At 68.7% G+C, this 13,789-nt stretch carries 13 protein-coding genes and 3 pseudogenes; 6 read left to right on the top strand and 10 right to left on the bottom strand.

Features of this window, described 5'->3' with window-relative positions:
* Window positions 1–378: 378 nt before the first annotated feature.
* Window positions 379–624 (top strand): hypothetical protein, encoded by a 246-nt coding sequence (locus ACTWQR_RS44995; RefSeq protein WP_443233099.1) that lies wholly within the window; start codon window positions 379–381, stop codon window positions 622–624.
* 766 nt (window positions 625–1,390) lie between these two features.
* On the opposite strand, the gene ACTWQR_RS44990 is transcribed toward ACTWQR_RS44995, so the two are convergent.
* The gene (locus ACTWQR_RS44990) at window positions 1,391–2,014 is read right to left on the bottom strand and encodes a dihydrofolate reductase family protein (protein WP_443233098.1); all 624 of its coding nucleotides are present in this window, start codon (window positions 2,012–2,014) and stop codon (window positions 1,391–1,393) included.
* A 561-nt stretch (window positions 2,015–2,575) separates the two neighbouring features.
* Between ACTWQR_RS44990 and ACTWQR_RS44985 the strand changes: the two genes are divergently transcribed.
* Complete coding sequence (locus tag ACTWQR_RS44985) at window positions 2,576–3,181, top strand: hypothetical protein (protein ID WP_443233097.1); 606 nt, start codon at window positions 2,576–2,578, stop codon at window positions 3,179–3,181.
* Window positions 3,182–3,409: 228 nt separating this feature from the next.
* Here ACTWQR_RS44985 and ACTWQR_RS44980 read toward each other — a convergent pair whose 3' ends face one another.
* Window positions 3,410–3,574: an SAM-dependent methyltransferase gene (locus ACTWQR_RS44980; protein ID WP_443233101.1), complete on the bottom strand. Its 165-nt coding sequence runs from the start codon at window positions 3,572–3,574 to the stop codon at window positions 3,410–3,412.
* On the opposite strand from ACTWQR_RS44980, the pseudogene ACTWQR_RS44975 reads away from it, so the two are divergent.
* Window positions 3,572–4,095: pseudogene (locus ACTWQR_RS44975) on the top strand (IS630 family transposase); the annotation flags it as partial. The gene ACTWQR_RS44980 and the pseudogene ACTWQR_RS44975 overlap by 3 nt on opposite strands.
* A 754-nt stretch (window positions 4,096–4,849) precedes the next feature.
* Here the strand turns inward: ACTWQR_RS44975 and ACTWQR_RS44970 are convergent.
* The 4 genes from ACTWQR_RS44970 to ACTWQR_RS44955 all read right to left on the bottom strand — a co-directional run bounded on the left by ACTWQR_RS44970 (window position 4,850) and on the right by ACTWQR_RS44955 (window position 7,606).
* The gene (locus ACTWQR_RS44970) at window positions 4,850–6,145 is read right to left on the bottom strand and encodes an RNA polymerase sigma factor (protein ID WP_443233096.1); all 1,296 of its coding nucleotides are present in this window, start codon (window positions 6,143–6,145) and stop codon (window positions 4,850–4,852) included.
* A 24-nt stretch (window positions 6,146–6,169) separates the two neighbouring features.
* Window positions 6,170–6,541, bottom strand: coding sequence for a YciI family protein (locus ACTWQR_RS44965; RefSeq protein WP_443233095.1), 372 nt, complete (start codon window positions 6,539–6,541; stop codon window positions 6,170–6,172).
* A 29-nt stretch (window positions 6,542–6,570) separates the two neighbouring features.
* Window positions 6,571–7,278, bottom strand: coding sequence for a DUF998 domain-containing protein (locus ACTWQR_RS44960; protein WP_443233094.1), 708 nt, complete (start codon window positions 7,276–7,278; stop codon window positions 6,571–6,573).
* Window positions 7,279–7,411: 133 nt separating this feature from the next.
* On the bottom strand, window positions 7,412–7,606 hold the full coding sequence (locus ACTWQR_RS44955; protein WP_443233093.1) for a hypothetical protein: 195 nt from the start codon (window positions 7,604–7,606) through the stop codon (window positions 7,412–7,414).
* Between the two features lie 39 nt (window positions 7,607–7,645).
* Here ACTWQR_RS44955 and ACTWQR_RS44950 point away from each other — a divergent pair, with 39 nt between their 5' ends.
* The 3 genes and pseudogenes from ACTWQR_RS44950 to ACTWQR_RS44940 form a co-directional block, all read left to right on the top strand.
* Window positions 7,646–8,137: a hypothetical protein gene (locus ACTWQR_RS44950; RefSeq protein ID WP_443233092.1), complete on the top strand. Its 492-nt coding sequence runs from the start codon at window positions 7,646–7,648 to the stop codon at window positions 8,135–8,137.
* A 43-nt stretch (window positions 8,138–8,180) separates the two neighbouring features.
* Window positions 8,181–8,408, top strand: a pseudogene (locus tag ACTWQR_RS44945) (LysR family transcriptional regulator); the annotation flags it as partial.
* A 3-nt stretch (window positions 8,409–8,411) separates the two neighbouring features.
* Window positions 8,412–8,690: pseudogene (locus ACTWQR_RS44940) on the top strand (transposase); the annotation flags it as partial.
* A 484-nt stretch (window positions 8,691–9,174) separates the two neighbouring features.
* Here the strand turns inward: ACTWQR_RS44940 and ACTWQR_RS44935 are convergent.
* The 4 genes from ACTWQR_RS44935 to pdhA form a co-directional block, all read right to left on the bottom strand.
* Window positions 9,175–10,257: a branched-chain amino acid aminotransferase gene (locus tag ACTWQR_RS44935; RefSeq protein ID WP_443233091.1), complete on the bottom strand. Its 1,083-nt coding sequence runs from the start codon at window positions 10,255–10,257 to the stop codon at window positions 9,175–9,177.
* 72 nt (window positions 10,258–10,329) lie between these two features.
* Window positions 10,330–11,640: a dihydrolipoamide acetyltransferase family protein gene (locus ACTWQR_RS44930; protein ID WP_443233090.1), complete on the bottom strand. Its 1,311-nt coding sequence runs from the start codon at window positions 11,638–11,640 to the stop codon at window positions 10,330–10,332.
* Window positions 11,637–12,653, bottom strand: a complete 1,017-nt coding sequence (locus tag ACTWQR_RS44925; RefSeq protein WP_443233089.1) for an alpha-ketoacid dehydrogenase subunit beta — start codon at window positions 12,651–12,653, stop codon at window positions 11,637–11,639. Before ACTWQR_RS44925 ends, ACTWQR_RS44930 begins: the two co-directional genes overlap by 4 nt.
* Before the next feature lies 1 nt (window position 12,654).
* Window positions 12,655–13,779 (bottom strand): pyruvate dehydrogenase (acetyl-transferring) E1 component subunit alpha, encoded by a 1,125-nt coding sequence (pdhA, locus tag ACTWQR_RS44920; RefSeq protein ID WP_443233088.1) that lies wholly within the window; start codon window positions 13,777–13,779, stop codon window positions 12,655–12,657.
* Window positions 13,780–13,789 lie beyond the last annotated feature (10 nt).

The raw sequence follows: 13,789 nt of genomic DNA, 5'->3' as shown, positions 1-13,789 counted from the left end.
CCGGGATCGAATGGGTGCGTGGAGGCTTCCCTCCGCAGGACCACAAACCGGGGGACCACGGCCTGGACATCCCCCACCCACCAGCCACGACAACCCGGCGAACAACGCCACAACCTCACCGGGACGGGAGTTCACGCGCCTTGACAACCCCGGCCCTCATGGGTGGGTGCAACGATAGGGCTTGCTGAGAGTCCTGTTGGCTGTATGGAGGGAAGCACTTCGCAGGCGAAGGAGCGTACCGGGTTCTATCCGCCTGTCCGGGCGGGGCGGAGGGCGGCGGCCTCGGAGTCGTCTCGCAGGCAGGGGCCGTTTCCACCGGTAAGGGGCCGCTGTTAGGGTGCGGTGCCGCACGGGGCGGAGTAGGGCGGGGGAGCCAGGTTGAACATCCGGTACAGGATCGAACAGGTCGCGGACATGCCGCCCGTGTTGGCGGCAGTCCTCGGGATCTTCGTGCTCGCCCTGTTCGTCGGAGTGGTGTGGGCGCTGCTGTGGCTGCCGGACCACACGAAGCTCAGGAGCCCGGCAGCCCGCGAGCGCGCGCAGCGTCGCAAGGAGAGCCAGAAGCAGCAGAAGAAGCTGCGTTCGCGTCGGGAGTCCCTGCAACGCAAGGCAGGCCGACGCTGATCGGCGCCCCTCATGCCGCGACGAGCCCGCCCTCCAGCCCAATCGCACCGCACCCCGTCCAGTGCGCGACCGGCGGTCGACCGTCGCCGCCGTGATGTCGATGGTGCCGCCGCACTCGCAGGGCCGTGCGGGCTTTCACGGGGTGGGTTGTCCGAGGCTTGGCCAGGACCGCGGCGGTAACGCCGGTGGTTAATCGGGACAGGCAGCGTCTTCTTTTCGTCGTTCCAGACATGCTGGATGATCCTTTCAGGCCCCATCCCGCGAGCTCTCGGCTGTGCATGGCTCCCGGGACGCAGGCTGGTTGGTGGTTGAGGCGCGCCGGGAACCTTCCTACAGGCCGTCGCGTTGCCACTCCACGGGCATCAACTGGGGCGTTCGGCCTGAAGCGCAGGTAGTGGACGTGATGAGGTCGACGTTCAGCGAGGGTTGCCGCGCGGACCGTCCAAACTCTGAGCAGTGGTCGCTGTGGACGTCCACCAACCCGCCTGTGGGAATTCGGCGTCAGAGCTGTGGGTGGTGTTTCCGGGGCGGCGGCTACCGTGAGCCACACGGATGACTCCGCGCACAAATCCCGCCGCCGTACGACTACAGCCGCGCCCTGTCCGCCGAGGCCATGGAGCCGACGCGGCACGGGCCTGGCTCGTGGCCCCGCGAACCGCCGACGACATGGCCGCCTGGCTCTGAAACCCTTGGGCCCAGCTACTGCTGGACACGGCCGTGTGAGCACCTTCCAAGTCTGTCCCCGGGAGCAATCGAGTGCGGGGCGTCAGTCATCCAGGCCCTGGTCCGGAGCTGCGCCGTCCAACGTGTTGCGGTCATGAGCGACGCGGAAACGCAGGTGTGTCACGTGCGGGGAGGCGAGGATCCTGGTCCGCTCCAGCTCGATGCCTTCCGTTCCCAGATGCTCGAACAGCCGGCGTCCGTCCCCCATGAGCACCGGCGCGATCTGGAGGTTGATCTCATCGAGGAGTCCCGCGCTGAGCGCCTGCTGAGCGATGTCCGCACCCATCAGCAAGATGTCCTTCCCGTCCGCCACTGCTTCCGCTTGCTGAAGCGCGTTCTTCACCCCGCTGGTGACAAAGGTGAAGGTCCCGCTCTTCATGGCGCGCCGGTGTTCAGCGCTGTGCGTGAGCACGAAGCACGGCACCGGGTAGGGCGTGTCCTGCCAGACGCCGACGCCCACATCGAATGTCCTTCTGCCCAGCACGACGGCACCTGTAGAGGCCGACACCTCCTGTGCCACGGTGGAGTCGACATCGCTGGTCGGTGTGTTGAGTATCCATTGATGCAGGCGCAAGCCACCCTGGCCCATGGGGTGTTCGGTGCTGATGTTCGGGCCGGCCATGAAGCCGTCGAGTGACATGGTGACGTTCAAAACCACTTTGCTCATGGGGATAAGTACCTTCCGGGCGGTTGTGTCGGGCATGCAGGGAGGCAGACCGTGGGGCGAGGCGAAACTCATCGGTCTCCCGCACAGCGATGAGCGGAGCCGTCGGCTGGCTCCCGCTTCGCGCGGGCTCGCGGACACGACTGAACGGTAAGGACCCTGGGCGGGGCTCGACATGGGCCACCGAGTTCCCCATCGCGCGCAGCAACGCCGCAACTACGCAACGCAGCTCGTGGCGTCCGGACGTTCATGGTCCGCACGGACTTCCGGTCGAAGTCCTCCTCGAGTGAGGGCGACCATGGTGTCGAGGTCCGAAAGTTCGTGCGCGATCCAGCGCAGGTGAATCTCGTGAAGCGGCACCGGGTCCAGGTAGCGCGGCTTCTCCCTGCCACGCCAGGCCGTGGGCCGAGAGGCTGGCTGATTCGAGCAGCGTGAGGTCTGGGTGACCCCCCGGCGGGTCATGCCAACATCACGGCACAGCGCACCCAAGGGCCCCGACCCGGGCCAGGGGCGACTTCCGCCCGGAGTATCCCGGGCAACCGTCGCGCCGTCATACTGTGGCGCATGCATCTCGGGGTGGTCGTAGGAATCCTTTACTGCCTGCAGTTCAGCCGGGAGCTGAGCGACGAGGAAGTCCAGCGCATCGCTGACATGGTCCTGGAGCGGCCGATCCATGACCTCACCATCGAGGAGCAGTACGCAGGGATCGAGGCGTCCCTCGCGGTGGTCGTCTGGGAGGAAGACCTGTCCTGGCAGCCGCATGACGAGCTGTCGATCCGGGACTTCCTGCGGCGTCTGCTGGAGCGTCTGGACGCCCTGCGGCCGTGGCAGGAGCCGCCGTTCCGCAGCCTCGGGTTCGGCCGCTGGGAGGAGTACAAACGCGGGACGCGGCTGGCCCACGTACGGCTGTACTCCCCGTCGCAGGACCCCATGCACGCGCGTTTGCGCACCGTACCCGGGGACAAGGACCGGCTACGGGGACTGGTGCTGCGTCTGCGGTCCGCGGACGAAGTCGCCCTGGTGGCACCGCCCCTGCCCAACGGATACGACGCGGTGCTGGTGGCGGTGCCGCCGCACCGGCCCGCCGCGAAGGTGATCGAGGCGTTCCTGACCCACACGGGGTATGCGCAGGACCGAGTGTCCCCGGCCGTGCGGCGGCCCTTGAGGTAAGAGGCCTGGGCGAGACGGGCGGCGCATCCAGGCAATCGGCGGCGGGGCGCAAGAGCTGAGCAGGGACTGGGGCTGTGGCAGGAGATGGGAGAGCAGCCGGGGCGAAGCAGTGCACACGGTGTACAGGGTGTGCGCGTCGATCGAGCCCACTGGTATGCCCCCGTCGGTGCCGGGCCGTTCGTGCCCCGCGCGCCCCGGTACCGACCTCACGCACGAGTGAGGTCGGCGTCAGCTCTTACGCCCGACGCCGCAGAGCACCGCCACCGCCACGTCGCTGACCGGCCACGGGCCAAGGTCGGGCCGCCACTTTGAGGTGGGCACTACGCCGGGCTCCACGAGGTCCAGCCCCTCGAAGTACGAGCTGATCTGCTCGGGGCTGCGGTTGGGGGCCACGAGGGCCTGCGCATCCTGCTCCGCGAGGAAGGCGTCTCCTTTCAACGCATAAATACCTGGAAGACCTCACGCGACCCCAACTACGCGGCCAAGAAGGCCCGGGTCGGGCACCTGTACGCGGTCGCCGACGGTGAGGTCATACCCGACGAAGGCGTACCGGAAGTGGTGTTCTGCCTGGACGAGTCCGGCCCGCTCAACCTCCAGCCGCACCCGGGACGCCAGTGGGCCGGACACGGCGGCAAACAGGACCCCGACCGCGAGCCCAGGCGTCGGCGGCGGGCGACCTACACCCGCCCGCGGCGTCCGGCACCTGCTCGCCGCCTACGACCTGGCCAAGGACAAGCTCTACGGCCACATCAAGAAGACCAAGAAAACCGCTCCAAATTCCTGAAGTTCTGCCGCTACCTGACACCCTTTACCCGCCGACGGTCCGCCTGGCGATCGTGTGCGACAACTACTCCCCGCACCTGACCACCAAGCGGTGCCGCCGGGTGGCGGACTGGGCTGAGGGGCCTCGCGTTTTCCGGACAGGCTTCTGCCGGGCGGCCTCGCGGTTCAGGTAGGTCACCCTTGATACGTGCTTGTTCTTCAGGGCGCCGAAGAATGATTCGGCCATGGCGTTGTCGAAGCAGATCCCGGTGCGGCCGGCGGATCTGCGGAGCCCGAAGCGATCCAGCGTCCTCCCCAACTCGGCTGAGATGTAGTTACTGCCGCCGGCAGATCGGCCAGCCGCCCTCTGGCCGAGACCTACGAATCTCCCGACGCACGCCGAACCGCGTCAGCAGGTAGGTCTCGCACTGCTGCCGGGTCCGGCCCCAGTCGATGGACCGCCCGGAGTTCAGCGGAACTGAGGCTGCTTCAGTCTGAACCTCAGCCGCCTCGGGCGTTGAGCGGCCGGTGGAGGCGGAAGCCCCCGGGAGCACGCTGGGCGGTTCGGAGGGCGGGGGAGGACCGAAGGGGGCGTGTATTTCGGGTCGTGGGGGTCAGGGGAGAGGTGTTGAGATGGTGCAGTGTGCCCTTTTCTTGAGGGTGTTGGTGGTCTATCTGCGCCAGTTGTGATGACTCTGATCAACACTTCGGGATGACCGGGCGTGACCGCTACGGGAGGAGCGGTACGCGTCGCCAGGGGAGGTCGAAGTCGGCTCGCCCATATCCTTGGTGTTTGAGGAATTTGACCCGATTTTCATGTCCCGCAGCCATCCCGCTGGGATACGGCAGGGGCAGACCGGTGGTCTCCCACGGCGTCGAGCGAAGTGAGCATCTCCGTGTGCGCGTCTATTCCGATTGGCGGCCGGGGTCGGCGGCGCGTTGGAGGAAGAGGTTTCGCTCGGCCTTGTTACGTGTCAGCTCTGCGGCCCGCCCGAACTCGGCGCGTGCCTCGTCTTGCCGGCCCATCCGGGCCAGCATTTCTGCGCGCACCGCCGGAAGCTGGGGATAGTTCTTGAGTGCCCGCTCCCCGGTCAGTTCGTCGACGAGGGCCAGCCCTCGTTCCGGACCGTCCGCCATGCCCACCGCGGCGGCTCGGTTGAGGAGGATCACGGGAGAGGGCTGGATGTAGGCAAGCACCTCGTACAGGGCGGCAATGCGCGGCCAGTCGGTGTCGTCCGCGGAGTGTCCCTGGGCATGGCACGCGGCGATCGCGGCCTGCAGCGTGTAGGGGCCGCCGCCCAGGGTCTCTGCACGGTCGAGGGCTTCGAGGCCGCGGCGGATGAGGAGCCGGTCCCACAGGCGCCGGTCCTGGTCGAGGAGGAGCACCGGCTGGCCGGAGGCGTCGGTTCGGGCCGGCAGGCGGGAGGCGTGCAGCTCCATGAGCGCCACCAGACCGTGTACCTCGGCCTCGTCCGCAAGGAGGGAAGCGAGAACGCGGCCCAGCCGCAGTGCCTCCTGGCACAGCGCGGGGCGTGCCCAGTCCTCGCCGCCTGTGGCGGAATAGCCCTCATTGAAGATCAGGTAGATGACCTCCAGAACCGAGGACAGCCGGTCGGCCATGTCGGCCGGGGTGGGCATCTCGAAAGTGACGCCGGCGTCGGCCAGTGCGCGTTTGGCCCGTACGATGCGCTGGGCGGCGGTGGGTTCCGTGATCAGGAAGGCCCTCGCGGTCTCCCCGGTGGTCAGTCCACCCAGGAACCGGAGGGTCAGCGCCGCCTTCGCCTCGGCGGACAGCACCGGGTGAGCCGCCGTGAACATCAGCCGGAGCAGGTCGTCGCCGATGTGGTCGTCCAACGCGGCGTCCAACTCGGCCCCGGCGTGCTCCTGCTGGATTTCCACGTCGCGACCGAGCAGGTTGAGCTTGGCCGCGTACCGTTCCCGTCGCCGCAGGAGATCGATCGCGCGATGCTTCGCCGTCGCCCTCAGCCACGGGCCGGGATCATCGGGAATGCCGGTCTTCGGCCACTGCTCCAGCGCGACGACCAGGGCGTCCTGCGCAAGCTCTTCGGCCAAGCCGACGTCTCGTACGAGCCTGGCAAGGCCCGCGATCAGCCTGGCCGACTCGATGCGCCACACCGCTTCCACGGCCCGATGGGTCGCGCGCGGGAGGTCTTCGGGATCGGTTGGATCGGCAGCTGCCACGCTGCCGATCCAACCATCCCCGCGCTAGGCGGGCGAGGCGAAGTCCTCGGGCCCCATCACCTTCAGGACCTCAGCGTCGCCTTCCCAACCCGGCCACAGGTCCCGGTGCAACTGCATGAAGCGTGAGGTCCACTCGACGACCTCCTCCTTGGTGCGTACCTCGTACAGCGCGTAGCTGATGATCTCCTTGGCCTCGGCGAACGGGCCGTCCGTCACGCTCAGTTTCCCCTCAGAGAGGCTGACGCGAGAGCTCATCGCTCCTGGGGCCAGGCCCGCGGTGTCCAGCAGGCTGCCGGCACTGGTCGCCTCCTCGCCGAGTTTGAGGATCGCGGCCATCAACTCGGGCGGGGGCGGTGTGGTTGGGCGGGCGGCCTTGAGCAACGCCAGGTATCGCATGATCGAACCTTTCGTGGTGTGGCGGGAGGCTATGCGGTTGCAGTGCGTGGGACGCAACCGTGGAAGTGGATTGAGATCATTGACATCCACGCCCAGGACAGCAGGATCGCCGCCGTGAACGTCAGGTTCGCCCAGCTGCGTCCGCCGCTGGCGGCCAGCGCGAGGAATCCCGCCAGGAACACGGCCCCGGTGGTGAGCGAGAACATCGCCCATCCCCGCAGGCCAGCGTCTGCAAGGTGTCGTGCCAGCACGAAGCACGCCACGACGAGGCAGACGAAGCCGATGCCTGCCAGCACGAAATGCACCACGCCGTGCCAGCTTGTGGAGGTGCCGCTGTCGGGCGTACCGGGGGGAAAGCCCAGCGCCGGGTCCGCGCGGAAGATCCCGGCTCCCATCGTGTTCAGTCCATAGATCGCCCACAGTCGGGGAGCCCAGGTGCACGCTCTGCCCGGGGGCAGGGCGCGGCGCAGGCCACCGGCTCCGGCGGTGACCAGCAGGCCGGTCACGATCAGGGTGGTCATCTGGATCCAGCCCAGGCTGCCGTTGGCGAGCAGGCTCCAGGCGTGCCGGGTGAGGTCGAAGCCCTCCCGGGTCAGTGCCTGGGTCAGCGACACCACGACGTAGAACAGCCCGGCGATGGCACCGCAGACCAGAAGGCTCCTCCCGGCCCGGGGGGCCGGGAGGCGGCCTTGCCCTGCGGCCTTCGCGGCCGTTGTCACCGTATTCGTGTGGGACATCGTCCCTGTTCCCTTCAATCTCCGGAGCTCGCGTATCAGCCCCTCTGACTGGAGCTCGAACGGGAAGACCAGGTTTCGACATCACACACCAAGATTTTTTCCAGACGACGTTTCGCCGCCCGTGTCCTCCTCGTCACCGGGGCCGGTGGGTCTGGCTCAGGTTGCCCACCTGCGACATCAGCTGTGCCGCTGCGAAGTTGCGGGCGCCGGTGGCGAACTTGCGGCACGTCGACAACTCGTCGGCCCAGCCCTCGCAGAGCGCGGAGATCTCACGCTCGGACGGCGGAACCCGGATCAACAGCTGCGTGGAGCACCGCTGCCGGTTCATCTCGTCGAGCGGACACCGCACAACGAGCCCGGTGAGACGGTGGATCTCGACGGCGTGACGGAGTTCCAGGTACTGGAAATAGACGGAAAGGGCATCGGCCTTGACTGCGATCTCCAACGCGCGGCGGGCCCGGGCTACTTGCACGAGCCGGACCCGACCGGCCTGCCGCCCCCGCTGGACTCCCTCGTGTTGGAGCTTGCCCAGCAGCGGCACGGCTACTCGACCCTCGGACGCAGCGACGATCACCCCTGGCTCTTCCCGGGCACGGCCGGCGGACAGCCCATCAGCAGCCGACAGCTCATGCGCAAGCTCACCGCCCTGGGCATCAAGGCATGGCCCGCCCGCAACACGACGCTGATGGATCTCTCTGCCGAGCTCCCCGCCGTCGTCCTCAGCCGCTTCCTCGGACCGCACGTCAACCGGGCCGAGAAGTGGACCAAGGAGGCTGGCTCGACACGTGCTGACTATGCCGCTGAGCTCTCCCGCCGCAAGGCATTCCGCAGGTCCAACAGACGGACTCAAAGTTTGTGACACGATCTTGTTGAGGTGTGTTGGTGGGGCGTGACCAGTAGGACCGGACGGCCCCGGTCCGCAGGTTCAGGACCATGCGCAGCTGAACCAGCTGGTCGCGCTCGGCCGCGCTTGCTGGATCGCGCCGGAGTCGTGCCGAGCCCAACTGCGCGACGATCTCGCCGCCGTGCCGGTGCTGGACGCACCGACGGTCACGACCGTGACTGCATGGCCGCCCCACAGCCGCTCCCGAGCTGTCGCCGGGCCCGTCCAGGCCGCGACACGTCTCTAAAAGGGCTCGAAGCATCCGGTGCTGACCGAGGCGCACGGCATTCCGTTGCGGGTGTCACTGACGGGTGGACACCGTAACGATGTCACTCAGCTCCTGCCGCTGGTCGACGGCCTGCCGCCGGTGGGGGGCAAGCGTGGGCGGCCTCGGCGCAGGCCTGCGGTGTTGTATGCCGACCGCGGCTACGACCACGACGTCTACCGTCGACAGCTGCGCGAGCGCGGCATCGTCTGGAAGATCGCCCGCCGTGGTCAGCCCCATGGTTCGGGCCTGGGCAAGGTCAGGTGTTGACGCCGCGTCGCCGACGAGCGCAGAGCCAAGTCCCGCCTTGCTCAGGCGGCTTGACAAGCACAGAGGCACCCGGGTTCCGTGGAGTCCTGGGCCCTCCAGCCTGTTTCCCACGGGATCACCGATTGTCCTCGATATGCCGCTCCAGAGGCCCCGGCTGTTCCCTGATCGGAAACGTCCAGTTCTTCACGGGTGCACCTGGAAGCGACGCCCGCAGCTACGGCATGCGGGCTCGCATACCGGTGACTACGCAGACCAAACCGACGACGGCGAGCAGCGCTCCTGTGACGCGTTGAACGGCGGGCTGCGCGGGGGGCAGTGTCGTCCGGCGCAGCCGCGCGGCAGTTGATCGCGCTCCGTCGGCAGGAGGTGGTGAAGGCGTGTCACCATCCCTCGGTAGTCCATGGCCCACAAGACTCCGAAGCTCAGCGCGAAGAGCCCGAGCGCGATGAGCACCAACGCTGCCATCGGATCCCGGCCGTCAGACGACACTTCGCAGCCAGCCGTGCGTGTCGGCGACCCGCCCGTACTGGATGTCCAGTATCCGCTCACGAAGCGCCAACGACAGCTCGCCCGGCTTCCCCCCGCCGATCATGAATGCGTAGCCGTCGCCCTTGATCCCCGTGACTGGCGTGATGACCGCGGCGGTACCCGCCGCGAACACCTCTGTCACGGTCCCGTCGGCGAGCCCTGCGCGCAGTTCCGCGAGGGGAACGGCCCGCTCGACCGGCGTCAGGCCGAACTCGGAGGCCAGCATCAGGACTGTGTCGCGGGTGATGCCTTCGAGGATGGTGCCGAGCGCCGGCGTCACCAGCTCGCCTCTGGTGGTGACGAAGAAGAGGTTCATGGCGCCGGACTCCTCGATGCAGGCCTCCTCATCCGCGCCGTCCACGTAGAGGACCTGATCGCAGCCGTGTCGCTCCGCCTCGGTCTGGGCGGCCAGGCTCGCGCCGTAGTTGCCCCCGCACTTTGCGGCACCAGTGCCGCCGACGGCCGCGCGGGTATAAGTGGTGCTCACCCACAGGGTCACACCACCGGGGTTGAAGTACGGCTGCGCGGGACAGGCGATGACCGAGTACACCACCCGCCTGGACGGCCGCACGCCGAGGAAGGCCTCTGCGGCGAACATGAACGGCCTGAGGTAGAGGCTCACCGTTCCCGTGCCCGCCGGCACCCACGGCTCGTCGGCTCGGATGAGTGCCTCGATGCTCGCGAAGAAGTCCTGCTCCGGCAGCTGCGGCAACCTCATTCGCTCCGCGGACCGCCTGAAGCGACGTGCGTTGCTTTCGGGCCGGAACAGCCAGACGCTCCCGTCCGCGTGCCGGTACGCCTTCAGCCCCTCGAAGATTTCCTGGGCGTAGTGCAGGACCGCTGCGCTCGGGTGGAGGGAGAACGGCTGGAGCGCCTGGATTCTGCGATCGTGCCAGCCGGCCTCCGGCGTCCAGCTTGCGAAGGCCATGTGATCGGTGAAGTGCAGGCCGAATCCGGGTGCGTCAAGGATGGCGGCACGCTGGTCAGCGGGCAGTGGGCTGGCCGTGCGCACCAGTGGGAACGCTGAAACCATGATCGAATCCTCTTGTTGACATGCCGCTGGGACCTGTCCGGGGACGGTCGGGAACGGTGATGGCGGGGAGGGTCAGACATTGGCCAGGAACACCGCGGGACGCTCCACACAGTCCGCGACGTAGCGCAGGAATCCGCCGGCGACGCCTCCGTCGCAGACCCGGTGATCGAAGGTGAGGGAGAGCTGGGTGACCTTGCGCACGGCGAGCGCGCCGTCGACCACCCAAGGCTTGTCGACGATGCGGCCGACGCCGAGGATCGCGGCCTCGGGGTGGTTGATGAGCGGCGTCGAGCCGTCGACGCCGAACACGCCGTAGTTGTTGAGCGTGAACGTGCCGCCGGTCAGGGCCTTGGGCGGTAGCCCGCCGGAACGTGCGAGTCCGGTCAGCATGGCGAGTTCGTCGGCCAGTTCGGCCGTCGTCTTCCGGTGGGCTTCACGCACGACGGGCACCATCAGGCCGCGTTCGGCCTGCGCGGCGAAGCCCAGGTGAATGTCGGAGAGGCGGACGATCTCGCCGCGCTCGACGTCCACCGTCGAGTTGAGCTCCGGGTATTTGCGGAGCGCTGCGACGCAGAAGCGGGCCAGCAATGCCAGCAAGCCGATCTGCCGCGTCGGATCGGCGACCCGAAGGACCTCTTTGGCCTCCATCAGAGCGGTGGCGTCCACGTCGACCCAGGTGGTGGCGTGCGGGATCGCGTTGCTGCGGGCCAGCTTCTCCGCCACGGCCCTGCGTAGGCCCCGCAGCGGGACGCGCTCGTCGGTAGTGGCCCCTCCTGCCTTCGTCGCGCGCCGTTCGGCGGGCCGCGCCTTCGCCGCTATGGCCTGCTCGACGTCACGGCGCAGGATCACCCCGTGCGCCCCGCTCGGTGCGACCGTGCTCAGGTCCACGCCGTGTCGCCGTGCCATTGCACGGACCAGCGGGGAGATCACCAACGGCGCGGCCGCCGGGTCGGTGTCGCGGTCCTCGGCCCGGGGGGACGCTGTTGCCGCCGGTGCGGTCGCCACAGCGGCCCGACGGCCGCGCCGACGGCTGCCGGTACCAGCCGGACTCGTCCCGTAGCCGACGAGGACGTTGCCGCTCCCGGCCGGGGCGTCTCCGCCGTGTCGTTCCGCAACTGACGCGGTGGCTGCAGCGCCGCTCACGGAGATCAGCGGGGCTCCCACGGGGAGCACAGCACCGATGTCGGCGTGCAATTCCAGCACGGTCCCGGCGTACGGCACGGGCACCTCGACGACGGCCTTGGCCGTCTCGACCTCGATGACCACCTGGTCGACTCCGACGCGTTCGCCCGGAGCCACCCGCCACGCGACGATCTCCGCCTCGGTCAGCCCTTCACCGAGGTCCGGCAGCCGGAACACTCTGGCCTCACGCACGGTTGTCATGAGGCCTCCGGCGCGAGGTGCAGGACGTCGGGCTGGTCGTCGAACTGCAGCCGGTGGATCGCGTCCAGCACTCGGTCCACACCGGGCAGGTACGCACGCTCCAGCTTCGGCGGCGGGTACGGGACGTCAAAGCCAGCGACCCGTACCACCGGGGCCTCCAGCGAGTGGAAGCAACGCTCCTGCACCCGTGCCACGATCTCGGCACCCATGCCCGCGAAGCCCTGTGCCTCCTGGACGACCACACAGCGGCCGGTTCGCCGTACCGACGCCGTCACTGTCTCGTCGTCGAAGGGAACCAGCGTGCGCAGGTCCATTACCTCGACGTCGATTCCGTCCCGCGCCGCCTCCGCTGCGGCGTCGAGCGCGATCGGAACGCAGGGGCCGTACGCGAGCAGGGTGGCGTCCCGGCCCGGGCGCCGGATCACGGCCCGCCCGGTCGGAGCCGCGCCCCGCCGCGCCAGGTCGGCGTCCTCCTTGGACCAGTACAGCTTCTTGGGTTCCAGGAACACCACCGGGTCCGGGTCGTGCACTGCGTCTCGCAAGAGCCAGTAGGCGTCCTCGACCGTGGCCGGAGTGGCAACCTTCAGGCCGGGGGTGTGGGCGTAGTACGCCTCGCTGGAGTCGCTGTGGTGCTCGACGCCGCCGATCCCTCCGCCGTAGGGGACGCGGATCACCATCGGCAGCGGCACACGCCCGCGGGTGCGGTTGCGCATCTTCGCCACGTGCGAGGCGATCTGCTCGAACGCCGGATACGCGAAGGCGTCGAACTGGAGCTCCACAACCGGCCGGAACCCGCCCATGGCCAGGCCGACCGCGAATCCCACGAGCCCTGACTCGGCCAGCGGCGTGTCGAAGCAGCGTCGCTCACCGAATTCGTCCCGCAGTCCGTCGGTGATACGGAAGACACCGCCGAGGCGGCCCACGTCTTCCCCGAAGGTCAGCACGCGGTCGTCCTCGCGCAGCGCGTCCCGCAGCGCCGCGTTGAGGGCCTGTGCCATTGTCACCGTACCCACGTCAGGCCTCCGTGCTCTCTACTTCGATCTGAAGAGAGCGCCGCTGCTCCTTCAGCTGGGGTGTCGGGTCGGCGTAGACGTGGTCGAACATCTCAAGCACGTTCGACGGGCCGTCCAGCTCGATCCTGGCCCGCAGGTCCGCCGCCAGCGCCTCGGCCTCCGCCTGTGCCACGCCGATCTCCTGATCGGTCAGTGCGCCGCGCGCACGCAGCCACGCCTGGAGCCGGGGCAGCGGGTCCGCGGTGGCCCACCGGCGTACTTCCTCCTCGTCCCGGTAGCGGCCCGGATCGTCGGCGTTGGTGTGGCCGTCCAGGCGATAGGTGTGGGCCTCGACGAGGAAGGGGCCACGCCCGGAGCGCGCATGTTCCACTGCCTCGTCCAGCACCGCCAGCACGGCCACCAGGTCGTTGCCGTCGACCTGCTCGGAGCGCACCCCGTATCCGACTCCCTTGTATGCGAGGGCCGGTGCCGCGGTCTGCTCCGCGAGCGGCACGGAGATCGCGTACTGGTTGTTCTGGATGAGGAAGACCACGGGGGTGCCGAAGACCGCGGCGAAGTTCAACGCCTCGTGGAAGTCACCCTCGCTCGTTCCCCCGTCCCCCACGAAGGCCATCACCACGCCGTCCTCACCCTTGCGCCGCAGGGCGTCCGCCATCCCGACCGCGTGCAGCAGCTGCGTGGCCAGCGGTGTGCACAGGGGTGCCACCCGGGTCGCCATAGGGTCGTAGCCACAGTGCCAGTCGCCGCGCAGCAGGGTCAGGACGTCCACCGCGTCCACGCCGCGCGCCACCACGGCCGCGGTGTCGCGGTAGGTGGGGAAGAGCCAGTCCTGCTGCCGCAGCGCCAGGACTCCGGCGACCTGACAGGCCTCCTGCCCCCGGCTCGACGGGTAGACGGCGAGCCGCCCCTGCCGGGTCAGGGCACTCGCCTGCTGGTCGAACCGCCGTGCCACAACCATCCGGCGGTAGGCCTCACTCAGCCTTTCGTCGGAGGGAGCGGCATACCCCGAGGGTGCGTCGGCCGCAGTTCCCGCCTCGGTGACGAAGCGCACCGGCACGGCCGAGGGCAGCAACTCGTCCGGCGCCGGTCGCGGACCATTGAGGTACGCGTCAGCTGTGATCGACATGGGGATACTC

Origin of the sequence: Streptomyces sp. 2A115, assembly GCF_052245575.1 — a bacterium.
GTDB lineage: Bacteria > Actinomycetota > Actinomycetes > Streptomycetales > Streptomycetaceae > Streptomyces.
This window is presented reverse-complemented; position numbering and strand designations above follow the sequence as displayed.